Source organism: Streptomyces sp. P9-2B-2 (assembly GCF_030406865.1).
In the GTDB taxonomy this organism is placed as follows: Bacteria; Actinomycetota; Actinomycetes; order Streptomycetales; family Streptomycetaceae; genus Streptomyces; species Streptomyces platensis.
The window spans coordinates 5,142,045-5,163,416 of sequence record NZ_CP129126.1 but is presented as its reverse complement, the minus strand read 5'-3'; the positions used below and the strand labels follow the sequence as shown (position 1 = coordinate 5,163,416).

The 21,372-nt window shown below is 70.0% G+C and carries 28 protein-coding genes and 1 pseudogene; 9 read left to right on the top strand and 20 right to left on the bottom strand.

All coding sequences use genetic code 11. From position 1 onward, the window contains the following. Window positions 1-281: 281 nt before the first annotated feature. A complete protein-coding gene (locus tag QT196_RS22640) occupies window positions 282-989 on the bottom strand; it encodes a VTT domain-containing protein (protein ID WP_168480762.1) in 708 nt (235 codons plus the stop codon). Between the two features lie 221 nt (window positions 990-1,210). Between QT196_RS22640 and QT196_RS22635 the strand changes: the two genes are divergently transcribed. Continuing rightward, complete coding sequence (locus QT196_RS22635) at window positions 1,211-1,579, top strand: YbjQ family protein (protein ID WP_042150344.1); 369 nt, start codon at window positions 1,211-1,213, stop codon at window positions 1,577-1,579. Between the two features lie 53 nt (window positions 1,580-1,632). On the opposite strand, the gene QT196_RS22630 is transcribed toward QT196_RS22635, so the two are convergent. Further along, entirely contained in the window at window positions 1,633-2,391 is a 759-nt protein-coding gene (locus QT196_RS22630) for a MerR family transcriptional regulator (protein WP_290355555.1), read from the bottom strand. A gap of 114 nt (window positions 2,392-2,505) precedes the next feature. Between QT196_RS22630 and leuE the strand changes: the two genes are divergently transcribed. From leuE to QT196_RS22615, 3 genes are all read left to right on the top strand, one after another. After that, window positions 2,506-3,171: a leucine efflux protein LeuE gene (leuE, locus tag QT196_RS22625; RefSeq protein ID WP_168480760.1), complete on the top strand. Its 666-nt coding sequence runs from the start codon at window positions 2,506-2,508 to the stop codon at window positions 3,169-3,171. A 142-nt stretch (window positions 3,172-3,313) separates the two neighbouring features. Then, entirely contained in the window at window positions 3,314-3,937 is a 624-nt protein-coding gene (gene wrbA, locus QT196_RS22620) for an NAD(P)H:quinone oxidoreductase (RefSeq protein WP_266737804.1), read from the top strand. A gap of 16 nt (window positions 3,938-3,953) precedes the next feature. After that, window positions 3,954-5,369 (top strand): glutamate decarboxylase, encoded by a 1,416-nt coding sequence (locus QT196_RS22615; protein ID WP_290355554.1) that lies wholly within the window; start codon window positions 3,954-3,956, stop codon window positions 5,367-5,369. A gap of 70 nt (window positions 5,370-5,439) precedes the next feature. On the opposite strand, the gene QT196_RS22610 is transcribed toward QT196_RS22615, so the two are convergent. From QT196_RS22610 to QT196_RS22595, 4 genes are all read right to left on the bottom strand, one after another. After that, the gene (locus QT196_RS22610; RefSeq protein WP_168480757.1) at window positions 5,440-6,108 is read right to left on the bottom strand and encodes a PadR family transcriptional regulator; all 669 of its coding nucleotides are present in this window, start codon (window positions 6,106-6,108) and stop codon (window positions 5,440-5,442) included. Window positions 6,109-6,169: 61 nt separating this feature from the next. Next, complete coding sequence (locus QT196_RS22605; RefSeq protein WP_168480756.1) at window positions 6,170-6,718, bottom strand: DinB family protein; 549 nt, start codon at window positions 6,716-6,718, stop codon at window positions 6,170-6,172. Between the two features lie 146 nt (window positions 6,719-6,864). Beyond that, window positions 6,865-8,322: an aldehyde dehydrogenase family protein gene (locus QT196_RS22600; protein WP_290355553.1), complete on the bottom strand. Its 1,458-nt coding sequence runs from the start codon at window positions 8,320-8,322 to the stop codon at window positions 6,865-6,867. An 84-nt stretch (window positions 8,323-8,406) separates the two neighbouring features. Then, a complete protein-coding gene (locus QT196_RS22595; protein ID WP_168480754.1) occupies window positions 8,407-9,270 on the bottom strand; it encodes a helix-turn-helix transcriptional regulator in 864 nt (287 codons plus the stop codon). A gap of 314 nt (window positions 9,271-9,584) precedes the next feature. Between QT196_RS22595 and QT196_RS22590 the strand changes: the two genes are divergently transcribed. Then, window positions 9,585-10,088 carry an ATP-binding protein gene (locus QT196_RS22590; protein ID WP_168480753.1) on the top strand — a complete coding sequence of 168 codons (504 nt, stop codon included), beginning with the start codon at window positions 9,585-9,587 and terminating at the stop codon, window positions 10,086-10,088. A 68-nt stretch (window positions 10,089-10,156) separates the two neighbouring features. Here the strand turns inward: QT196_RS22590 and QT196_RS22585 are convergent, their stop codons facing one another. The 5 genes from QT196_RS22585 to rpmG all read right to left on the bottom strand — a co-directional run bounded on the left by QT196_RS22585 (window position 10,157) and on the right by rpmG (window position 12,639). After that, a complete protein-coding gene (locus QT196_RS22585; RefSeq protein WP_042150368.1) occupies window positions 10,157-10,396 on the bottom strand; it encodes a DUF397 domain-containing protein in 240 nt (79 codons plus the stop codon). A 379-nt stretch (window positions 10,397-10,775) separates the two neighbouring features. Next, complete coding sequence (gene rpsR, locus QT196_RS22580) at window positions 10,776-11,012, bottom strand: 30S ribosomal protein S18 (RefSeq protein ID WP_168480752.1); 237 nt, start codon at window positions 11,010-11,012, stop codon at window positions 10,776-10,778. A gap of 57 nt (window positions 11,013-11,069) precedes the next feature. Continuing rightward, the gene (locus tag QT196_RS22575; RefSeq protein WP_266737812.1) at window positions 11,070-12,218 is read right to left on the bottom strand and encodes a GTP-binding protein; all 1,149 of its coding nucleotides are present in this window, start codon (window positions 12,216-12,218) and stop codon (window positions 11,070-11,072) included. Beyond that, a complete protein-coding gene (locus QT196_RS22570; protein ID WP_168480751.1) occupies window positions 12,218-12,469 on the bottom strand; it encodes a type B 50S ribosomal protein L31 in 252 nt (83 codons plus the stop codon). The genes QT196_RS22575 and QT196_RS22570 overlap by 1 nt, the downstream gene beginning before the upstream one ends. Window positions 12,470-12,474: 5 nt before the next feature. Next, entirely contained in the window at window positions 12,475-12,639 is a 165-nt protein-coding gene (rpmG, locus tag QT196_RS22565) for a 50S ribosomal protein L33 (RefSeq protein ID WP_006604069.1), read from the bottom strand. Between the two features lie 74 nt (window positions 12,640-12,713). On the opposite strand from rpmG, the gene rpmB reads away from it, so the two are divergent. The 3 genes from rpmB (at window position 12,714) to tatA (ending at window position 13,604) form a co-directional block, all read left to right on the top strand. After that, complete coding sequence (gene rpmB / locus QT196_RS22560; RefSeq protein WP_168480750.1) at window positions 12,714-12,950, top strand: 50S ribosomal protein L28; 237 nt, start codon at window positions 12,714-12,716, stop codon at window positions 12,948-12,950. Beyond that, entirely contained in the window at window positions 12,950-13,255 is a 306-nt protein-coding gene (rpsN, locus tag QT196_RS22555) for a 30S ribosomal protein S14 (RefSeq protein ID WP_168480749.1), read from the top strand. The genes rpmB and rpsN overlap by 1 nt, the downstream gene beginning before the upstream one ends. Window positions 13,256-13,367: 112 nt before the next feature. After that, a complete protein-coding gene (gene tatA, locus QT196_RS22550; RefSeq protein WP_168480748.1) occupies window positions 13,368-13,604 on the top strand; it encodes a Sec-independent protein translocase subunit TatA in 237 nt (78 codons plus the stop codon). A gap of 18 nt (window positions 13,605-13,622) precedes the next feature. Here the strand turns inward: tatA and QT196_RS22545 are convergent, their stop codons facing one another. The 9 genes and pseudogenes from QT196_RS22545 to QT196_RS22505 all read right to left on the bottom strand — a co-directional run bounded on the left by QT196_RS22545 (window position 13,623) and on the right by QT196_RS22505 (window position 19,131). After that, entirely contained in the window at window positions 13,623-14,468 is an 846-nt protein-coding gene (locus QT196_RS22545; RefSeq protein WP_085923310.1) for a nitrilase-related carbon-nitrogen hydrolase, read from the bottom strand. Between the two features lie 375 nt (window positions 14,469-14,843). Next, window positions 14,844-15,038: an LPXTG cell wall anchor domain-containing protein gene (locus QT196_RS22540; RefSeq protein ID WP_248001721.1), complete on the bottom strand. Its 195-nt coding sequence runs from the start codon at window positions 15,036-15,038 to the stop codon at window positions 14,844-14,846. A gap of 266 nt (window positions 15,039-15,304) precedes the next feature. Continuing rightward, window positions 15,305-15,478, bottom strand: a pseudogene (locus QT196_RS22535) (chaplin family protein); the annotation flags it as partial. A gap of 148 nt (window positions 15,479-15,626) precedes the next feature. Next, window positions 15,627-16,034, bottom strand: coding sequence for a rodlin (locus tag QT196_RS22530; protein WP_290355552.1), 408 nt, complete (start codon window positions 16,032-16,034; stop codon window positions 15,627-15,629). Window positions 16,035-16,447: 413 nt separating this feature from the next. Beyond that, on the bottom strand, window positions 16,448-16,855 hold the full coding sequence (locus tag QT196_RS22525) for a rodlin (protein ID WP_168480745.1): 408 nt from the start codon (window positions 16,853-16,855) through the stop codon (window positions 16,448-16,450). 217 nt (window positions 16,856-17,072) lie between these two features. After that, a complete protein-coding gene (locus QT196_RS22520; protein WP_168480744.1) occupies window positions 17,073-17,360 on the bottom strand; it encodes a hypothetical protein in 288 nt (95 codons plus the stop codon). A gap of 272 nt (window positions 17,361-17,632) precedes the next feature. Next, a complete protein-coding gene (locus QT196_RS22515) occupies window positions 17,633-17,866 on the bottom strand; it encodes a chaplin (protein WP_129283113.1) in 234 nt (77 codons plus the stop codon). 365 nt (window positions 17,867-18,231) lie between these two features. Continuing rightward, window positions 18,232-18,642 (bottom strand): rodlin, encoded by a 411-nt coding sequence (locus QT196_RS22510; protein ID WP_168480743.1) that lies wholly within the window; start codon window positions 18,640-18,642, stop codon window positions 18,232-18,234. A 243-nt stretch (window positions 18,643-18,885) separates the two neighbouring features. Further along, complete coding sequence (locus QT196_RS22505; protein ID WP_085923303.1) at window positions 18,886-19,131, bottom strand: chaplin; 246 nt, start codon at window positions 19,129-19,131, stop codon at window positions 18,886-18,888. Between the two features lie 544 nt (window positions 19,132-19,675). Here QT196_RS22505 and QT196_RS22500 point away from each other — a divergent pair. Beyond that, window positions 19,676-21,352: a bifunctional 3'-5' exonuclease/DNA polymerase gene (locus QT196_RS22500; RefSeq protein ID WP_168480741.1), complete on the top strand. Its 1,677-nt coding sequence runs from the start codon at window positions 19,676-19,678 to the stop codon at window positions 21,350-21,352. Window positions 21,353-21,372 lie beyond the last annotated feature (20 nt).

Genomic DNA, 21,372 nt, shown 5'->3' with positions numbered 1-21,372 from the left:
CCTGATGAGGATGCGGGGTGCTTGCACGGGGGGCGCGAATTTCGGGCGGACCACGTTGTCGGCTGTCCCGCCGTTGCGCCTGCGGCGGGCCTTGTCCGCTGCGCGGGGCTGTGGGGTGCGGCGACGGGCCGGTGGGGCCGGGGTGCAGGACTGCTGCGCTTTACGTCCTGCACCCCGGCCCCACCGGCCCGTCGCCTCCCGTTGTGGGTGAAGGGGAGGGGTGTGGGGGTGCAGCTGTGTGGTCTTCTTCCGGCGTGTGGGAAGGCTGCTCGCGCCCCTTGTCAGCGCTTGGCGTGGCGGCCGCGGCGGGGTTCTGCGGGGGTGCCGTGGGGGTGGTCCGTGGGGTGGGGCGGGGTGGGCTGGTCCTTCTTGGCCTTGCTGCGGGCGCGGAGGAACTCGATGGCGATCGGTACGACGGAGATCAGCACGATCGCGACCAGGATCAGCTCGATGTGCTTGTGGACGAACTCGACCTTGCCCAGGGAGGCGCCGAGCAGCGTGACTCCCGCGCCCCACAGGGCGCCGCCGATGAGGTTGAAGGTGATGAAGGAGCGGTAGTTCATCCGGCTCACACCGGCGATGATCGGCGTGAAAGTGCGCACGATCGGGACGAAGCGGGCCAGGATCAGCGACTTGGGGCCGTGCTTCTCGAAGAACTCATGCGCCTTCTCGACGTTCTCCTGCTTGAAGAGGCGGGAGTCGGGGCGCTTGAAGAGCGAGGGGCCGACCTTGCGGCCGAAGAGATAGCCGGCCTGGTCGCCGAGGACGGCGGCCAGGACGATCAGCGAGCACACCAGCCACAGCGGCTTGTCCAGCTTGTTCGTCGTCACCAGCAGACCGGTGGTGAACAGGAGCGAGTCGCCCGGCAGGAAGAAGCCGATCAGCAGGCCGGACTCCGCGAAGACGATGACCAGGACGCCGATCAGGCCGAATGTCGCGATGAGATAGTCCGGGTCCAGCCACTGGGGGCCGAGCGCGAGAGTATTCACGGGGTGAAGGCTCCTGGGTCGAGGGCGCCGGATCGTGCGGTGCGTGGGGGCGAAGCGACGGGATGATGAAGGCGCGTGTGCGGCCCAAACTATCAACGCCGGGTGGCCCGCCTTGGTTCCAGGCGGGCCCCGGACCCGCCCGATCCCCCCACCCGACGGCCCCCGACCGCTGGCCGCCCCCAGGGAGCCGGGTGATGCTGGCCCGTAAGGAGGTGCGCGTCATGGGCATCGAGGAATACGGCGGTGGACAGCATGCGCAGTCCGACGTCCTGGTGGTGACGACCAACGACGTCCCGGGGTTTCACGTGGAACGGGTGATCGGCGAGGTCTTCGGCCTGACGGTGCGCTCACGGCACCTCGGCAGCCAGATCGGCGCGGGCCTGAAATCGATGATCGGCGGCGAGCTGCGGGGCCTGACCAAGACCCTGGTGGAGACCCGTAACCAGGCGATGGAACGGCTGGTGGACCAGGCCCGCTCGCGCGGTGCGAACGCGGTGCTGATGTTCCGCTTCGATGTCACGGAGGCCGCCGACGTGGGCACCGAGGTGTGTGCCTACGGAACGGCCGTGGTGCTCTCCCCGCAGAGCTGAACCCCCGTAGCGCGCTCCCTACGGGCCGGGGCGCGCTCCCCGGCCCGTACGGATCACTGGTGGCGGGCCGCGTTGGCCACGATCGCGTCCCGCAGGTACCCGGCGAGGCCGGCCCGGATCGCCTCGTAGGTGGCGGTGAAGCGCTCGTCGGTGACGTAGATCTCGCCGAGGCAGGTGTGCAGCTCGAGCGAGCATGCGTAGTAAGCAGCGCAGATGAACTGCCGGTGCTCCTCGGCGACGTCCATGGCCGTCGCGGAGTCCGCCGGCACCCCCTCGGCGAGCAGGTCCGCCATCTTCCGGTGGAGGGCGTCGAGCTCCGCCGTCAGCCGCTTCCAGTCCTCCTTGGTGTACGCGGCCGTCCTGCGCTGCGACTCCTTGTAGGCGTCGGTGTGGCCCCAGCGCTCCTCGACCTCCGCCGCGTGCTCGTCCGGGTCGAAGTCCCCGAAGACCTCGAATTTCTCCTCCGGTGTGAGCCGTACGTTCATCCTGCGTGCCTCCATCGCGTGTTGGACGGCGGCGGCCATCTTCTGGAGCTTCTCGATCCGGGTGGTCAGCAGGTCGTGCTGGCGCCGCAGATGCTCCCGCGGGTCCGCGTGCGGATCGTCCACGAGGGCCGCGACCTCGTCGAGCGGAAAACCGAGCTCCCGGTAGAACAGGATCTGCTGCAACCGGTCCAGGTCGTCCTCGCCGTAGCGCCGGTGACCTGCGTGATTGCGCTCGCCGGGCTGCAGCAGCCCGATCTCGTCGTAGTGGTGCAGGGTGCGCACCGTCACACCGGCGAAGGCCGCGACCTGCCCTACCGAATAGCTCACTTCCGCTCCCTTCTGGGTACGCGCACCACGATGCGGCCTCACGCCGCGTGAGGTGCAAGTCCGCATCATGAAAACCCGTGAGGCGCCGGAGCGGCGGGTGAGATCCTGCGCCCCATGCTGGGGATAACGGATCTGTCCACGTATCTGGTGGGACTCGCGCTGATCATTCTGCTGCCGGGCCCGAATTCGCTCTACGTCGTCTCGGTGGCGGCCCGGCGCGGCCCGCGGGTGGCGTACCGGGCGGCGGCCGGGGTGCTGTGCGGTGACACGGTGCTGATGACGCTGTCGGCGGGCGGGGTGGCCTCGCTGCTCCAGACCACCCCGGTGCTGTTCACCGTGGTCAAGTTCGCCGGTGCGGGCTATCTGACGTGGCTGGCGGTCGGGATGCTGCGCGGCGCCTGGGCGCTGTGGCGGGGCCGGGAGGCCCGCCGGGCCGAGCGGGGCGAGGAGACGGCCGGGGCGGCGAAGGAGGCCGTGGAGCGGCCGTACCGCAGGGCGCTGGTGGTCAGTCTGCTCAACCCGAAGGCGATCCTGTTCTTCATCTCCTTCTTCGTGCAGTTCGTGGACCCGTCCTATGCCCATCCGGTGCTGTCGTTCCTGACGCTGGGCGCCTGGGCGCAGCTGTTCAGCTTCACGTATCTGACGGTCCTGATCTTCAGCGGGACGTATCTGGCGGCGACCTTCCGCCGCCGCAAGCGGCTGACCGCCGGGCTGTCCGCGGGCGCCGGTGCGGCGTTCCTCGGCTTCGCCGCGAAGCTGTCACTGGCGAGCGCGAACTGAGCCGGCGCCGGGCAGCCGGCGCGCACCCACGGGCGGGTGGCGGTCCTCCGGGGCGGCCGCCCGCCCGTGGCGCTTCCACTGGGTGAACCCTGGAGGCCATGTACCACCTATGCCCTTATTGTCGGGTTCAAGGAGGTATGCGATGCCCGTGCACGACGTCCATGTCGCCGTCATCTACTACTCGTCGACCGGTACCGTCGCCGAGCTCGCCCGGCTGATCGCGGACGCCGCCGAGCACGCCGGGGCGGACGTACGGCTGCGCCGGGCCACGGAACTCGCCCCGCAGACCGCCATCGACGCCAACCCGGCCTGGGCCGCCAACGCCGCGGCCACCGCCGACATCATGGAGGCCACCCACGAGGACGTGCTCTGGGCGGACGCGGTGATCTTCGGGACCCCCACCCGCTTCGGCAATGTGACCTCGCAGCTCAAGCAGTACCTCGACACCCTGGGCGGGCTCTGGCAGCAGGGCAAGCTGGCCGACAAGGTCTACAGCGGCTTCACCGCGAGCGCCACCAAGCACGGCGGCCAGGAGTCCACGCTGCTGGCGCTCTACCACACCGTCCACCACTTCGGCGGCATCCTCGTGACGCCGGGCTACACCGACCCGGCGAAGTTCTCCGACGGCAATCCGTACGGCACCTCCCACGTCGGCGGCCCCGACACCCCGCTCGACGACGACGCACGCACCGCCGCCCGCATCCAGGCGGAGCGCGTGGTGAAGTTCACCAAAGCCATCAAACACGGCCTGGCACAGGCCAGTTGACGGGTAGGCGCGACAGATGACTCTGCACAAAGGCGCATCACCAGCCGACCGCAAGCAGACCGGGCACCCGGTCAACCCCTTCTACGGGGAGGCCGACCCGGTCGCCGGGATGGAGACCGCACCGCCGCAGCACACCCTGCCCGACGGCCCCATCTCCCCGCACACCGCCTATCAGTTCGTGCACGACGAGCTGATGCTGGACGGCAACTCCCGGCTGAACCTGGCGACGTTCGTCACGACCTGGATGGAGCCGCAGGCCGGGGTCCTGATGGCGGAGTGCCGGGACAAGAACATGATCGACAAGGACGAGTACCCGCGCACCGCCGAACTGGAGAAGCGGTGTGTGGCGATGCTCGCCGACCTGTGGCACGCCCCCGACCCGTCGTCCGCCGTCGGCTGCTCCACCACCGGGTCGAGCGAGGCCTGCATGCTCGCCGGGATGGCTCTCAAGCGCCGCTGGATGCAGCGGAACAAGAGCCGCTATCCGGGCAGCGCCCGGCCCAACCTGGTCATGGGCGCCAATGTCCAGGTCTGCTGGGAGAAGTTCTGCAACTTCTGGGAGGTCGAGGCACGCACGGTCCCGATGGAGGGCGACCGCTTCCATCTGGACGCGGCCTCGGCCGCCGAACAGTGCGACGAGAACACCATCGGCGTCGTCGCGATCCTCGGCTCGACCTTCGACGGGTCGTACGAGCCGGTGGCCGACATCTGCGCGGCGCTCGACGAGGTCCAGGAGAAGCGGGGCTGGGACATCCCGGTCCATGTGGACGGCGCCTCCGGCGCCATGATCGCGCCGTTCCTCGACCCGGAGCTGATGTGGGACTTCCGGCTGCCCCGGGTCGCCTCCATCAACACCTCGGGGCACAAATACGGGCTGGTCTACCCGGGCGTCGGCTGGGCGCTGTGGCGCGACACGGAGGCGCTGCCCGAGGAGCTGGTCTTCCGGGTCAACTACCTGGGCGGCGACATGCCGACCTTCGCCCTCAACTTCTCCCGGCCCGGCGCCCAGGTCGCCGCGCAGTACTACACCTTCCTGCGGCTCGGCCGGGCCGGCTTCCGCGCCGTACAGCAGGCGACCCGCGACGTGGCCGGCTCGATGGCCGAACGGATCGGCGCACTGGGCGACTTCAGGATGCTCACCCGCGGCGACCAGCTGCCGGTCTTCGCCTTCACCACCGCGGACCACGTCACCGCGTTCGACGTCTTCGACGTGTCCCGGCGGATGCGGGAACGCGGCTGGCTGCTGCCCGCCTACACCTTCCCGCCGAACCGCGAGGACCTGTCCGTCCTGCGGGTGGTCTGCCGCAACGGCTTCTCCATGGACCTCGCCGATCTGTTCCTCGAAGACCTGGAGCAGCTGCTGACCGAACTCCGGCAGCAGTCGGGCCCGATGCAGCGCCCGGAGAGCGTCGCCACGGCCTTCCACCACTGACGGACGTGCGGCCCCTGCCGCCGGGCAGGGGCGCAGCCCGCCCGGCGGAGCCAGGGCGCGCGGGACGCGGTCAACGGGCCTCCGTGCCGCCGTCGCCCGCGCCGTCCCCCGGATCCTGCGCGTCCGCCGTCGCGTACGGGTTCTCCTGCCCCTCCGCGAGCACGCCCACGAACGGCTCCCCCTCGCCGGCGAAGACATACGCCCCGCCCTCGATCCGCTCGATCAGCCCCTGGGTCCACGCCGCGCCGCTGTCCGCGGCGTCCACCCACATATGCATGATCTCGCCGATATGACCGAGCTGTTCGGTCCCGCCCTCGGGGGTGTAGTAGCCGGTGACCGTGCCGCGCCACTCCCGCAGCCCCCGGACGCGCTCCGTGAGCAGCGCCACCGCCTCGGCCCGCGGCAGATCGACGACGAAGCCGATGCCCGCGCTGAGCATGTCGATCTTCTGGTCGTACTGGGAGAGCGCGGCCCGCAGCAGCGCGAAATACTCCGTCTCGCCCGCCGCGGTCAGCTCGTACTCGGTACGCGGCGGGCCGCCGACGGTGCTGGGCGCGATGTCATGCGCCCGCAGCAGCCCTTGCTTGGCCATCTGCTTGAGCGCGTGGTAGATCGAGCCGGGTTTGGCGTGGGACCACTCATGGGCGCCCCAGTACTCCAGGTCGTTGCGCACCTGGTAGCCGTGCGCCCGGCCGTGCTGCCGCACGGCGCCCAGTACCAACAGCCGGATCGCCGACATCGTCTCCTCAATCCCTCGCGCGCCCCTTCCGCCACCCTAGAGCGCGCGCAGGCTCGCCCCGCTACCCCTCCCGGGCGGCGCGCTCCTCGTCCACCAGCTCGAAGGCCGTCTTGCCGTCGAGGGACTCGCGGATGACGTCGGCATGGCCGGCGTGCCGGGCCGTCTCCTCGATCAGGTGCAGCAGCAGCCAGCGCATCGACTGCCGGGCCTCCGGCGGGAACCACGGCGCCGGCGGCAGCGGGAAGGTGTCGTTCAGGCTGGGCACGGAGCGGATGAACTCCTCCGTCCGCTTCGCCACCCGCTCCCAGAAGGCCAGCATCTCGGCCAGGGTCTCGCCGTCGGCCGGCTGGAAGCTCAGATGCCAGGTGTCCTGGTTCCGCTCGATGGAGTGCGGCAGCTCCTGGGCGGTCTCGACCCAGCCCTGCTCGGTCTCCGCGACATGCTTGACCAGTCCGGCCAGCGACAGCTCACTGGCGCTCGGCCGCTGGTTCGCCCGGTCCTCGGTCAGCCCCAGGACCGCCCGGCGCAGCCCGCCGCGCTGGGCCTCCAGGAAGGCCAGCAGCGCGCCGGTCTCGTCGCCGTGTGCCTCGGCAAGAACGTGAGTGGGCATGGGGTCCACCTTTCGTGACGTGCCTCGGCGGCCGGCCCGTCGCCGTCCGCCTTCCGACAGCACTCAACGTAGGAGCCCTTGCGGTCAGCTTCTGTCCGCAACGCGCCACGGGTCGTCCCCGATCCCTCCGGACCGGGCGGCCCGCCTCAGAACGGGAACTGCGACCGCCCGTGCTGGATGGAGATCCACTTGGTCGTGGTGAAGGCCTCCACCATCGAGTCGCCGTTCAGCCGCCCCACCCCGGAGCTCTTCTCACCGCCGAAGGGCACGATCGGCTCGTCGTGCACGGTGGCGTCGTTGACGTGGAACATCCCGGTGTCGATCCGCTTGGCGAACCGCACCCCGCGCTCGATGTCACCGGTGTGCACGGCGCCGCTGAGCCCGAACGAGGTCGCGTTGGTCAGCCGTACCGCCTCCTCGTCACCCTCGAACGGCACCAGCAGCACGACGGGCCCGAAGATCTCCTGCCGCAGCAGCGGGGAGTCCTCCGGCAGCCCGCTCAGCACGCTCGGGGCGACCAGCGTGCCCCGGGTCTCGCCATGGAGGAGCGCCGTGGCGCCGTCCTCGACCGCGCGGTCCACCAGCGCGGAGATCGCCTCGGCCTGGCCCTCGTTGATCAGCGGGCCGATATGGGTCTGCGGATCGGTGGGGTCCCCCACCTTGAGCGAGGCGACCTTGGCGACGAACTTCTCGGTGAACTCCCGCTCCACGGCGCGGTCCACGAGCACCCGGTTCGCGGCCATGCAGACCTGGCCCTGGTGGACGAAGCGGCTGAAGACGGCGGCGTCCACCGCGTAGTCGATATCGGCGTCGTCGAGGACGACCAGGGCGCTGTTGCCGCCCAGTTCCAGCACCGTGTGCTTGAAGTGCGCGGCGGCGACCGTCGCGACATGCCGGCCGACCTTCTCGGAGCCGGTGAAGGAGATGGTCTTGGGCACCGGGTGCTCGATCAGCGCGTCACCGATCTCCGCGATGTCCGTGACGACGACGTTCAGCAGCCCGGCCGGCAGCCCGGCCTCCTCGAAGATCCTGGCGACCAGACCGCCGCCGCAGACCGGGGTGTTCTGGTGCGGCTTGAGGACCACGGCGTTGCCGAGCGCGAGGGCCGGCGCGACGGACTTGAGCGACAGCAGGAAGGGGAAGTTGAAGGGGCTGATGACGCCGACGACTCCGACCGGAAGACGGTAGAGGCGGTTCTCCTTGCCGTCGATGGGCGAGGGCAGTATGCGGCCCTCGGCACGCAGCGCCAGCTGAATGGCCTCGCGCAGGAACTCCTTGGCCAGATCCAGCTCGAAGCCCACCTTGGCGAGCGTCCCGCCCACCTCCGCGGCGATCGCTCCGCCCAGCTCCTCCGCACGGTCGTCGATGATCCGCAGCGCGCGCTCGAAGACCAGCCGCCTGGTGTACGGATTGGTGGCGCCCCACTCCCGCTGCGCGCGTTCGGCGGCACGGTAGGCCTGGTCGATCTCCGCTACCGTGGCGACGGGTATGGAGGTCAGTTTCTCGCCGTTGTACGGATTGAAATCGACGATGTCCCACGAGCCGCTGCCGGAGCGCCACTCACCGTCGATGAACTGATACGCCAACTCGTCGAAGTAGGACATGCCATCCCGATCTGGAGAACAGGGCGCTCAGGGCGCCGCATGGGGGGGTGCTGACTCCTGATGGTGCGCCATCCTACCGACGCGTCACATCAGTTGGAGCAGCCCGCGCAAGAGGTCCCTGGTCTCCGACGGATTCGGCCCCTCTTCCTGGAGGCGGTCCATCACCCGTGCGTACTGGGCGACTTCCTCGGGCTTGTCCAAATACAGCGCGCTCGTCAGCTGCTCCAGATAGACGACGTCCGGCAGACCCGACTCCTGGAAGCCGAGCATCGTGAACGCCCCGCTCTCCCCCGCGTGCCCGCCCAGACTGAAGGGCATCACCTGGAGCCGCACATTCGGTCGCTCGGACACCTCGATCAGATGCTTCAGCTGCTCGCGCATCACCGCGCGTTCGCCGTACGGGCGCCGTAGCGCGGCCTCGTCCAGCACACAGTGGAACTGCGCCGAGCGCTCGGCCACCAGCAGCTTCTGCCGCTCCATCCGGAGCGCGACCCGTCTCTCGATCTCCGCGGTCCCGGCGTCCGGCATGCCTCGTCTGACGACCGCCTGCGCATAGCTCTCGGTCTGCAACAGCCCGTGGACGAACTGGACTTCATAGACCCGGAGCAGCGACGTGGCGCCTTCCAGACCCACATACGTCTGGAACCACCCGGGCAGCACATCGCCGTAACTGTGCCACCAGCCGGCGACGTTCGCCTCCCGCGCCAGGGAGAGCAGCGCCTCACGCTCCTGGGCGTCACCGACCCCGTACAGGGTGAGCAGATCCTCCACATCCCGTGCCTTGAAGCTCACGCGGCCCAACTCCATGCGGCTGATCTTGGATTCGGACGCACGGATCGAGTAGCCGGCCGCCTCGCGGGTTATCCCACGCGATTCACGCAGCCGGCGGAGCTGCGACCCGAGCAGGATTCGCCGCACCACCGACCCGCTCGACTCACTTGCGGACACCTCTCAGACCCTCCTGTGACCCCACCCCGTCCAACAGAGGGCCGCAAGTCTGCCACGTCCGGGCTTCGTTGAGTGCTCATCCGGTTACGGATATGTGAGGCCCCCGCAAGCCCTCCACAAGAAGTGGTAGGAAGAATTCCGCGCAAATCGGTGCGCGCCCCCGCAATCACGTCACGTGCACGTGCATCTGCCCTTGCATCTGTCTCGCGCATTGGGAACCATAGGCGTCGCACGCATGCACGCTCGTGAAAGATCCGCCAGACCCGGCTGCCCGGCCAGGGTCATGACGTCCGCGAACGCCAGGAGTGCCTCGCATGGGGACCAAGGCTTTGACCATGCTCGAGCCGTTATGGCAGGGCTTTCCTCCCGTCGACCCCCTGGCCGTCTCCGGATCCGCATCCCGCACGCTCCCACCGCGCTATGAATCGGTGCGCTGCGCACGGGCGTTCACCCGGGAGACCTTGCAGGGCTGGGAGCTGGACGAGCTCTTCGACTCGGTCGCCCTGGTCGTCTCCGAACTCGTCACGAATGCGCTGCGGCACGCGATCCTCGCCGCCCCGGAACACCACGACACCGCCCCGGAGCACCCCGACGCCACCCCGCCCGCCCGGCTGCATCTGATGCGCTGGTCCTCCCGGCTGGTCTGCGCCGTACGGGACCCGAGCGATGACTCACCGGTCGCCGGCGAGGCGGATTTCGCCGCGGAATCCGGGCGCGGGCTGTATCTCGTGGACTCCTTCAGCGACAGCTGGGGCTGGCATCCGCTGGCCGGCGCCACGCACGGCAAGATCGTGTGGGCGCTCTTCCGGCTGCCGTAGCCGTTGTGCACACCGGGCGTACCGCGAGGGGCGGGCGCCCGGTCGTTCTGTGTGGGCGGGACGGGCGGTCAGTCCCGGACGAGATGGTCGAACTCCCCGTCCTTGATGCCCAGCAGCATCGCCCGCACCTCGGCCGGCGTGTAGATGAGCGCCGGGCCGTCCGGGAAACGGGAGTTGCGTACCGCGATGTCACCCCCGGGCAGCTTGGCGAACTCCACGCAGGAGCCCTGGGAGTTGCTGTGCCTGCTCTTCTGCCATGCCACATCACGGAGATCTGTGGCGGCCATGCCGTTGTATGCGTGGGGCACAGGGGTCTCCCGGTGATAAATGGTGTCAACTGCCCGGGATCATAGCTGCGTTCACATGCGGATGCATGCGCAGATGCACGTGCACGACAGCCGGTGCAGAGGCCGTCACAGCTCGTCGAACGCTGTCACCGAGCCCTCACGGAGAGTCGGTCACCGGCCGCCACTCCTGACGTGATGTGCTGTCACCTGGTACGGATCGGCGGGCCGACACTCTCAGGCACAAGGACGAGACGTGTGCCACGCCCTCCGGGTTCCGTGACCGGGCGCTCCGTCCGCCCGGCACGAGGGCCCTCCCCCTGCGCACACCCCCGGACAAACGAAGGAGCTCCCCTACGCACCGGACGTAGGGAAGCTCCTGCCCGTCACCGGACGGCGGCCGTCACCGCGACGCGTAGGGCAGCAGCGCCATCTCCCGGGCGTTCTTGATCGCACGGGCCAGCTGCCGCTGCTGCTGGGAGGTGACCCGGGTGATCCGGCGGCTGCGGATCTTGCCGCGGTCGGAGAGGAACTTCCGCAGCAGATCGGTGTCCTTGTAGTCGACGTAGGTGATGCCGGCCGCGTCGAGCGGATTGCGGCGGGGCGTGGGCGTCCGGCGCGGGTCGTGCCGTCGGGGCATGGGGAGCTTCCTTGTGCGTGCTGAGGGCCGGGTCCGTGCGTACGGAGGCGGCCCGTCTTACGAAACGGGGTCGAGGAGGGCGTCGAAGGCGGGCGGCAGGCTCTTCCAGGCCGGCGGGCCGCCCGCGAACTCGGCGTCGGTGAGCAGACAGGAGTCCAGCAGGGACCGCAGGCCCTCGCGGTCCAGGCCCGGCGAGGTGAAGACCAGATGCTGGGTGCGGTCACCGTGCTCGGGGTGCCAGTCCAGCGCGGCGGCGGCCCGGCGCGTCGGCGGCACCATCTCCCAGGCGGCGTCCGGCAGCGAGGCCAGCCACGGCCCGGCGTTCTCCACACACAGCGCACCGCCGGCCGCGTCCCAGGACAGCAGCGTGTCCGGGCGGTCGGCCAGCCAGAACCGGCCCCGGCTGCGGGCGGCCGCGCAGGTCAGGTCCTCCAGCGCGGCATAGAGCCGCTCGGGGTGGAAGGGCCGGGCCTGCCGCCACACCAGCGTGCCGACCCCCTCCGCGTCGGCCTCCTGCGGCAGCAGCGCACAGGCCGGGTGCTGACGGTCCGCGGCCGCGGCCACATCGAACCCGGCCAGCGCGGCGGCCGCCAACTCCCCGGACTCCACCGGGACCTGGTGTGCCATCGGGTGCAGCTGGCCGAGCAGCGCCAGGTCGGCGGGCTCCGCCGGCTCCTCCCCCGTCGCGATCGCCAGCACCGGCGCGTACTCCAGCTGCCGCGCCCAGGTGTCGGCGACCGTGCGCTGGTCGGAGGCCGCGGCGGCGAGGCCCGCCTCCGCGAGGTCGTCGCCGCAGCCCAGGTAGGGCAGCAGCAGCGCCGGGTCGACGGCGGTGAGCACACCGGTCAGTGCGAGGTTGTCGCTGCCGCAGGCGGTGACCACTTCGGCCATCGCCTTGGGCTCGACCGAGTCCCACAGTTCGACGATCGCCAGCCGGCAGGTCCGGCCGGCCGCCAGCCGCTCCAGCTCGGGCACCAGGTCCTCGCGCAGCGCACAGCAGGCGCAGTCGTTGACCAGCGGCGCGTCCCCGGCGTCGAGCGTGCCGCCCGCGTCCCGGACGGTGCGCCGCACGGTGCCTTCGGCGGCCGAGGCGAGGTCGTGGTGGAGGGCGACGCTGCCGGGGACGGTCCGCAGCAGCCGCTCGACGGCGGCCCGCCGCGCGTCCGCGTGCAGGCCGCCCACCAGCACGACGTTGAGCCGCTCCATCAGCGGGCCCGCCTGCCGTAACGGCGCTCGAACCGCTCGACGCGGCCCGCGGTGTCCAGCACCCGGGCGGTGCCTGTGTAGAACGGGTGGCTCGCCGAGGAGATCTCGACGTCGATGACGGGATAGGTGTGGCCGTCCTCCCACTCCACGGTCTTCTCGCTGGTCGCGGTCGAACGGGTCAGGAAGGCGTAGTCGGCGGCCCGGTCGCGGAAGACGACGGGCCCGTAGGCGGGGTGGATTCCAGGCTTCACGGTGCTCAGCGCTCCTCTCGGAAGGCGACGTGCCGGCCGGCCACCGGGTCGTACTTGCGCAGTTCCAGGCGGTCGGGGTCGTTACGGCGGTTCTTGCGGGTCACGTAGGTGTAGCCGGTGCCGGCGGTGGACCGGAGCTTGACGACCGGGCGTAGTTCGTTGCGGGCCATGGGGGCTAGTATACGGAAATGGTTTCCATTTTCAATAGGCTCTGACCAGGGGCCCCGACCGGAAGGACCGCACCATGTCCGCCCACTGCCAGCTGACCGGCCGCGCGCCGGGCTTCGGCAACGCCGTCTCCCACTCGCACCGGCGCACCCCCCGCCGCTTCGACCCCAACATCCAGCGCAAGCGCTACTGGCTCCAGAGCGAGGGCCGGCACATCCGGCTCACCCTGAGTACCAAGGGCATCCGGACCGTGGACACGATCGGGATCGAGGCGGCCGTCGCCCGCATCCGCGCACGAGGAGGAAAGGTCTGATGGCCAAGCAGAGCAAGATCGCCAAGAACGAGAAGCGCCGCGCGACGGTCGCCCGCTACGCGGCCCGCCGCGCCCTCCTCAAGGCCGTGATCCGCAGCCCGCACACACCGGAGGAGGAGCGCACCGCCGCCCGCCGCGAGCTGTCCCGCCAGCCGCGGGACGCCAGCGCCACCCGGGTACGCCACCGCGACAGCGTCGACGGCCGCCCGCGCGGCTACTTCCGCGCCTTCGGCCTGTCCCGCGTACGGCTGCGCGAACAGGCCCACGCGGGCTATCTGCCGGGCGTCCGCAAGTCCAGCTGGTAGCCACCGCACCGGCCGTCCGGCCCGGGCAGCCCCTGGACCGGACGGCCGGACCCTTCGGGTCATACTGGACAGAACGTCCGTCGCCCCCCCCCCCCACGAAAGCGAGGCGCCCGTGCTCCGCAACGCCTTCGAACCCTGGCATCTGATCCTGATCATCGCGGTCCTGGTACTGCTCTTCGGCTCGAAGAAGCTGCCCGACATGGCACGCGGCCTGGGCCGTTCGATGCGCATCCTCAAGTCCGAGGCGCGGGCCCTCCAGGACGACGAGCGGACCGAGACGCCCCGTACGGCCGAGGCGCCCCACCAGGAAGCCGGAACACCCCGCCAGGAATCCGCCGCCCGGCACTGACCCGGAGGGGCCGCCCCCTCAGTGGTCGCCGCCCTCGTCGATCAGCCGCCGCACCTCGCGGTCGATCAGCCCCAGCCGGGCCTCGGCGACCAGCGGCACCGCGCGCCGCTGCCGCCGCGCCTCGGCGAGATCGATCTCCACGGCGACCAGCGCGGGCTCCCACTTGGGCGCCTGCGCCACCACGGCACCCCGCGGGTCCACCACCCGCGAGCCGCCCCAGAACGCCGCCCCGTGCTCATTGCCCACCCGGTTCACGAAGACCACCCAGCACTGGCACATCTTCGCCGTATAGGACAGCAGGGTGTCCCAGTACAGCCCGGTGTCCATCGCCTCCGGGTCCAGGCTCGCCGCGCTGTTGGTCGGCACGAACAGCACCTCGGCGCCGTCCTGCACCGCCAGCCACGGCAGCGCCGGCTGCCAGGCGTCATTGCACACCAGCGTGGCGCCCCGGCCGCCGCTCCTGTCCCGCTTCAGCTCGTACGCCCGCAACGACTGCCCCGGACTGACGTGCTTGCGCTCCTCCCACGCCAGGTAGTTGGGGAGATACAGCTTGCGGTGTGCGTGCACCAGCTCACCGGCCGCGTAGTGGGCCGCGGTGTTGTACGCCCGCAGACTGGTGTGCTCGTGGAAGCCGACCAGCACATCGGGGCCGCGGGTGCTGAGCTCCAGCAGCCGGGGGTCGCTCGCCTCCAGGGACGCATCGCGGTGCAGTGCGCCCAAGTGATAGCCGTGCAGGCTCAGTTCGGGGAAGACGACCAGGTCCGCGCCCTGCGCCGCCGCCTGCTCGATCTGCTCGCGGGCGATGTCGAGGTTCTCCTCCACCTCACCCAGGACACAGTCGGTCTGCGCCAGCGCAATGAGCATGGCCCCACCTCATCGACTCATCACCTTTGCGGCCTTCACCCCAATTTTGCCAGAGGCCGGAGATCGCGGCACGGCCCAGCGGAACATCCGGTTCCGCCCCGCTTCAAACACCCGGAAGACGGGTCCCCACCAATGAGCGAAAGAACGATCCTTCCCGTGCCGGACACGGGTTTCACCCGTTGATCCACACGATCCGTCGTACCTCCGCGGGGCCGCTTCCAGCCGCAGCGCGCCCGGCGACACAGCGGTACGACGGCGCGCGGTCGAACCGTCCGGCGATGCCGACGGGCGGCTCGACCGGGCGGCCGGGGCCGAGCGGCCCGCCGGACCCGCTCGGCCGGCCGCCGAGCCCCCGGGGACCGCCGGCCCACCCGCTCATCTGCGACACGTACGGGACCGGCGCAACAGCAGCGCCCCGCCCACCAGCAGCCCGCCGCCGACCGCGGCCACCGCGCCCAGCTCATCCGCCCCGGTGGCCGCCAGCAGCGCGGAACCCGCCGACGCCCCGGCCCGCGCCACCGCGTCCACCCGCTCCTCCTGCGGTGCGGGCCGCGGGACGGGCCCGCGCACGTGCCCCGCCAGGTGCCCCGGCGCGTGCTCCCCGGCGCCGTGACAGGGCGCCCGGCCCGCTCCGGGACCGGTCGCCGCACCGGCTCCGCGCGGGGCTCCCGCTCCGGGGCCGTCCAGTGCACGCCCGGCGCCTGCTCCGCGCCCGCCGGCGGCCGGGCCACCGGAGCGTGCTGCGCCGGCGGCGCCTGGCGCAAGGCCGGTGCGCCGTTCCCGCACGCGTTGCCCATGGCCGGGTTCAGCGCCGCACCCGCGTCGACCGAATTGCCGCACGCGTTGACCGGCGCGTCCACGGTCACCTGGATGCTGTTCCCGGACAGCACTCCGGGAGAGTTCCTCGCTCCTCCGCCGGCTCCGGCATCCGCGTACGCCGCGCTGCCGCTCGCACCGATCACACCCGACGCGGCCGCTACGAACACACACGCCTTCAGGCTCTGTCGCATCTCTCATCCCTCCTCTGCGGTGATGGCGTACGGGCCGCCGCCCGCACCCCTCCCCCGTGCCGCTCACACGACCGGGCGGCCGGCAGCGCATACGCGGCGCCGACCGCCCGGGGGCACAAGCGGTGGAACGGCCCGAGGCCGGTGGACGTCAGCGGTTGCCGACACCGTTCCCGGAGAGAACCGGGATGCCGTCGAGAATGTGCGACAGCGGCTCGTCGCCCTTGGCCTGCGTCGAGTTCTGGGTGCACTGCTGGTTCTGCGGGTTGGACAGCACGTTGATGTCCTGCGCCGCGAGCACGTGGAACACCTTGACGAGGTGCTGGACGCCCACCTTGCCCAACGCGACGCAGGGCTGGTTCAGCGAGCCCTGGACCAGCCCGAGCTGGGTGCTCAGATTGCCGCGCGTGGTGGAGTTGCCGTAAACCGAGCGCGCCCCGTTTCCGTTGACCGTCCTGGTGCCCTCATGGTCACCGATCGCCATGGCCTGCGGAGCGGCCGCAGCGGAAATGCCGACCAACGACGCCGCCACAGCCGCGCCCGCGATCATCTTCTTCATCACGAAACCCTTCAGGTGAAGGAACTCCCGATACGGGAGCCCTATTTGAACAACCCACCACACCGGCTGGAGTTCTGCATCATCACCCGAATAGCGGCGCCTCTCGCCAATTGCACCGCCGACCATGCGACTTGCCGCACCGGCCCAGCAGTACCCGTTACACGAATAAGGGCCCGCGATCCGAACAAACGGTTCGCGGGCCCTTATTCGTTACGGACGGCATGCCAATGCCCTGGCAGCCCCATCAAACCCGCAAGGGCATTGGCACGCTTCCCTCCACACACCATTCCTAACGATCCGGCCCACCGGAGTTCAGTCACGAGCGAATAACATTTCCGCCCCGGAGCTGGGCAGCGAAAACCCGGGCCGCCCGGAAGAAGGAGGGCCGGGCGGCCCGGGTCGCACTCAGCCGGTCAGTGGTTGCCGGCGCCGTTGCCGGAAAGGATCGGAATGTTGTCGAGGATGTGCGACAGCGCCTCGTCACCCTTCGCCTGGGTGGAGTTCTCGGTGCACTGCTGGTTCTGCGGCGACGAGAGAACGTTGATGTCCTGCAGCCCGGCCAGGCCACCTCCCAGGAGACCCTGGGCGGCCACCTTGCCCAGGGCGATGCAGGGCTTGTTGAACGAGCCCTGGATCAGGCCGATCTGCGGGCTCATGTACCCGTACGTGGTCGAGTTCCCGTAGAACTGCGTGGCGCCGTTGCCGTTGACGGAAGACGTTCCGTTGTGGTTTCCGATCGCCATCGCCTCGGGGGCGGCAGCGGCGCCCGCGCCGACAATGGACACAGCCGCGGCTGTGGTCGCCAGAACCTTCTTGATCATTTTGGTCCTTCGTGTTTCGGGGTGCCCTTGGGCCGGGCAGTCTGCCCAACTCACAAGGATGTTTTTGGTTGTTCTCATTCACTCAAACAGCCGCGTGCCCTGCACCGATTTTCCCGATCGGCGTCCGGTCACACCCGGCCGGTCGGAGTGAGAAATGACCGAGGTGTACTGCCGCTCCGGAAATTGCCGCCGACGGCCGCATCCACGCGTCTCGCGATTACTTGAGCGGAAGCCCACCGAGCAGCGAGGTCTTCTTCGTCGCCCCGGTGACGCCACGGAGCAGCTTCTTCGCGTTGGTCGACCTGACCTTGGCCTCGGTGGCCCTGACCGTCTTGATCAGCGGCGTGATCTGGTGGCCGTCCAGTTGCTTGCTGCTCAGCGCGTCATTCAGCCCGCCGTTGAGGCTCATGGCCGGAGCGCCGGGCTGCGCGGCGAAAGCGGGGGTGGCGGCCGCCAGTGCCATGACGGAACCGGCGACAACCGCAGCAGACTTTGCGTACTTCACTTCAACTTTCCCTTCCCGGGCGGTGCTTCACGGTCCGGCGACATCAGCGCCGCGCGAGCAATCGCTTTCACTGCTCGGCTCACCGCTTTCAGCGTGACTAACGAGTGCCTCCGCCCGGAGAAACCCCGAAGTGGTTTTCTTCTCGGCCATTTCGCCCGAAAATCAAGCGCGTTGTGCGTGTGCCCACCGGAGGCGAAGGGCGACCGGCCCCGGTTCGCAGCGGTCTGCGCACCGGGGCCAGTTCACATGGACACGTCTCGAATTTATTCGAGTCAGTGGTTCAGGCAGGTGTTGCCGAACGCCGGGTTCAGCAGAGCGACGATGTTGATGGTGTTGCCGCACAGGTTGATCGGGATGTGCACCGGAACCTGGATGGCGTTGCCGGAGAGAACACCGGGGGAGTTCTTGGCGCCACCTGCGGCACCCGCGTCGGCGAACGCCGGCGCTGCCGAGCCCACCGCCATGAGCGTTCCGGCAGTGATCGCTGCGACCTTTGCGTACTTCACTTTCAGCCCTTCCTTGCAGCGGGTCCGTAGCGAACACGACCGTCGTGCCGCTCGGGCGTTGAGCTGCTCGCCCGTAACGCCGCTGACGATATTGGTAACGATTGCCCCTCCTGGACGAAACTCTTGCCAGGAAGTTTTCGGAGGAATCGCCCGATGGGTGCATGACCGTTTCGGGAGATTGCCACCATGCATACGACGCGGAAAAATCACCGGAGTTCGAACGGACGAGGCACCCGCCGAATGTGAATTCCTGCCCGCAGGGGGAACGCGGAATTCCGTCCCTGCGATTCGTGACGGGGCACCGCAGGCCCCGGACCGCTCATGGAACGAGAGCCTGCGGTCCGGGTCTGCGGGCGATGGCCGGCTCAGTGGTTGCCGACGCCGTTGCCCGACAGGATCGGGATCTCGCTGAGGATGTGCGACAGCGGCTCGTCGCCCTTGGCCTGCGTCGAGTTCTCGGTGCACTGCTGGTTCTGCGGGTTGGACAGGATGTTGATGTCCTGCACCGCGAGCGCGCCCCACACCCAGGCGAGGCTCTGGGCGCCGACCTTGCCCACCGCGAGGCAGGGCTTGTTCAGCGAGCCCTGGATGAGCTCCAGCTGCGGGCTCATGTGCCCCACGGTGGTGGAGTTGCCGAACGCGCTCTTGGCGCCGTTGCCGTTCACCGTGGACGTGCCGTGGTGGTTGCCGACCGCCATCGCCTGGGGGGCGGCCGTCGCCGAGATGCCGACGACGGACGCGGCTACAGCCGTCGTGGCCAGGACCTTCTTGATCACGATTTACCCTTCTCGAAACGGAGTGCCCGTATCCGGAGCGCCCTGGTCAACTCCCTTCTGGGGGTGCGGTTTCGCCGTTTCACCCGAATGCCACGAAACCGTAGATACATATCACTGCGGATGGGCAACAGTGCGGCCCACAACGGTTTTTCCACGGCAAAGGCCGGTACGAATTCTTCGTACCGGCCTTTGCCGTGGAGCCCGCCGGCGGAAAGCGGCCGGGCCTCAAGAGCTATACGTTCATCAGACGTTGAGGCAGGTGTTGCCGAACGCCGGGTTCAGCAGGGCAATGATGTTGACGGTGTTGCCGCAGACGTTGACCGGCACATCGACCGGAACCTGGATGAGATTTCCGGAGATCACACCGGGGGAGTTCTGGGCGACTCCCGCCGCGCCGGCGCCGCCGTGCGCACTGGCCACACCGGCTCCGCCCACAACGGCGACACCCGCGGCGGCGGTCAGGACGGCGGCCTTGGAAACAAACTTCACGGTGAACCTCTTCACTGGGCAGCAAGCAGAAATCTGTACACGCCGCTTAGAGCGACAAGCTGCTCAACTCATCAAACCTGCCAAAAGTAGCGGTTCAATCGGGTGAATGCGCGAGTGGTGAGTACGGGGGCCGGAGGCATTGGTGGGAGGGATTTATCCCGTGGCACGTGTCAGCTCAACTTGCCTTCCCGTAAAGCAGATTGTCGGTGGCATCGTGGGCGATGGCTTCCTCAAGGGCGGGCAGGCGCGGGGCGGCTTTGCCGTCGAACTCGCGGTCGCGGTACGGAAGAAGAGGCCGTGCAGCGAGTTACCGCGCTTGCCGGTGGAGGGGGCGGCGGCGTATCCGGTGCTGCTCGGGGCGTACGGCGTACGGCGTGGTGCCTGGCGGGGCGTCGCGGGTCCGGCGCGGGTCCGGCGCGGGGTGGGCCGGGGCCGCCGTTCCGGGCGTGGAGGCGTCGGGCGGGGCCGGGCTCCGCGGGCGCCCGCTTCGTGTCGTCCGTACTGGTCAGGGCGATTGTCAGAGGCTGGTGCGAGACTCAGGAGCATGAGATGGGCGGTGGTGGAGACGGGTGACGGGGGTGCTCGTCTCTGCCCGCTCGACGGGGACGGACGGGCGGCTGGTCCGGTGCTGCGCGAGCCGTCGCTCGCGGCGGCGGTGCGCTCGCGGCCCGAGGTCGAGCGGTGGGTGTGGCGGTCCACCTCGGAGATCTACCGGCGGCTGCTGGCGGCGGGGGTGCGGGTCGAGCGCTGCTATGACGTGGAGGCCGCGGAGGCGCTGCTGATCGGCCATGAGGAGGGCCAGTCGGGGCAGCCGCGTTCGCTGGCCGCCGCCTGGGCGCGGCTGCACGGCCTGCCGGTGCCCGTGGACGCGCCTGTCCGCACGGCCGAGACCCAGCCGTCGCTCTTCGATCCGGGGCCGGTGCCGCTGCCGCCCGGCACGGACGAGCTGACCGCGCTGCTGGAGGTCTACGCGGGGCAGGTGGCGCGTGCGGAGAAGGCCGCGCACCCGGACCGGATGCGGCTGCTGCTGGCCTCGGAGTCGGCGGGCCTGCTGGTCGCCACGGAGATGGGGCGGGCCGGGGTGCCCTGGCGGGCGGATGTGCACCGTGAGCTGCTCGACGGGCTACTGGGCGAGCGCTATCCGGGCGGGCTGGAGCCGCGCCGGATGGTGGAGCTGGCCGATGAGGTGTCCCGGGCGTTCGGGGCGGGTGCGCGGGTGCGCCCGGATCTGCCCAACGAGATCATCAAGGCCTTTGCCGGCGCCGGGATTTCCCTCACGTCGACCCGCAAATGGGCGCTCCAGCAGATCGATCACCCGGCGGTGGCGCCCCTGCTGGAGTACAAGAAGCTCTACCGTCTGCACACCGCCCATGGGTGGGCCTGGCTCCAGCAGTGGGTGCACGACGGCCGGTTCCGTCCCGAGTATCTGCCCGGTGGCGCGGTATCCGGCCGCTGGACCGCCAACGGGGGCGGCGCGCTCCAGATCCCCAAGGTGATCCGGCAGGCCGTACGCGCCGATCCGGGGTGGCGGCTGGTGGTGGCCGACGCCGACCAGATGGAGCCGCGGGTGCTGGCGGCCGTCTCGCGTGACCGGGGGCTGATGGAGGTGGCCGGCAGCGGCGGGGACCTGTACGCGGATCTGGCGGCCCGGGCGTTCGGCGGGGACCGCGACCGGGCCAAAATCGGGCTGCTGGGCGCCATTTACGGCCAGACGTCCGGCGACGCCCTCAAGCACATGGCCGATCTGCGCCGCCGCTATCCGGCCGCGGTGGCGTATGTGGACGAGGCGGCGCGCGCGGGCGAGGAGGGACGGCTGGTGCGCACCTGGATGGGCCGTACCTGCCCGCCCGCCTCCGTGGCGCCGCCCGACGAGGCGGGTCTGCCCCAGGAGGAGCCCACGGGGTACGGCGGCGGTGCGGCGGCCGCCCGGGCCCGTGGCCGGTTCACCCGCAACTTCGTCGTACAGGGCAGCGCCGCCGACTGGGCGTTGCTGATGCTGGCCGCGCTGCGGCACTCGCTGTGGGCGGGCGGACTCCGCGCCGAGCTGGTCTTCTTCCAGCACGACGAGGTGATCGTGCACTGCCCGGCGGAGGAGGCGGCGACGGTCTCCGGGGCGATCGCGGCGGCGGCAGATACGGCGGGGCGGATCGCGTTCGGGGAGACTCCGGTCCGCTTCCCGTTCACCACGGCGGTGGTGGAGTGCTATGCGGAGGCGAAGTGAGGCGGGGCGGGGGGTGCGGC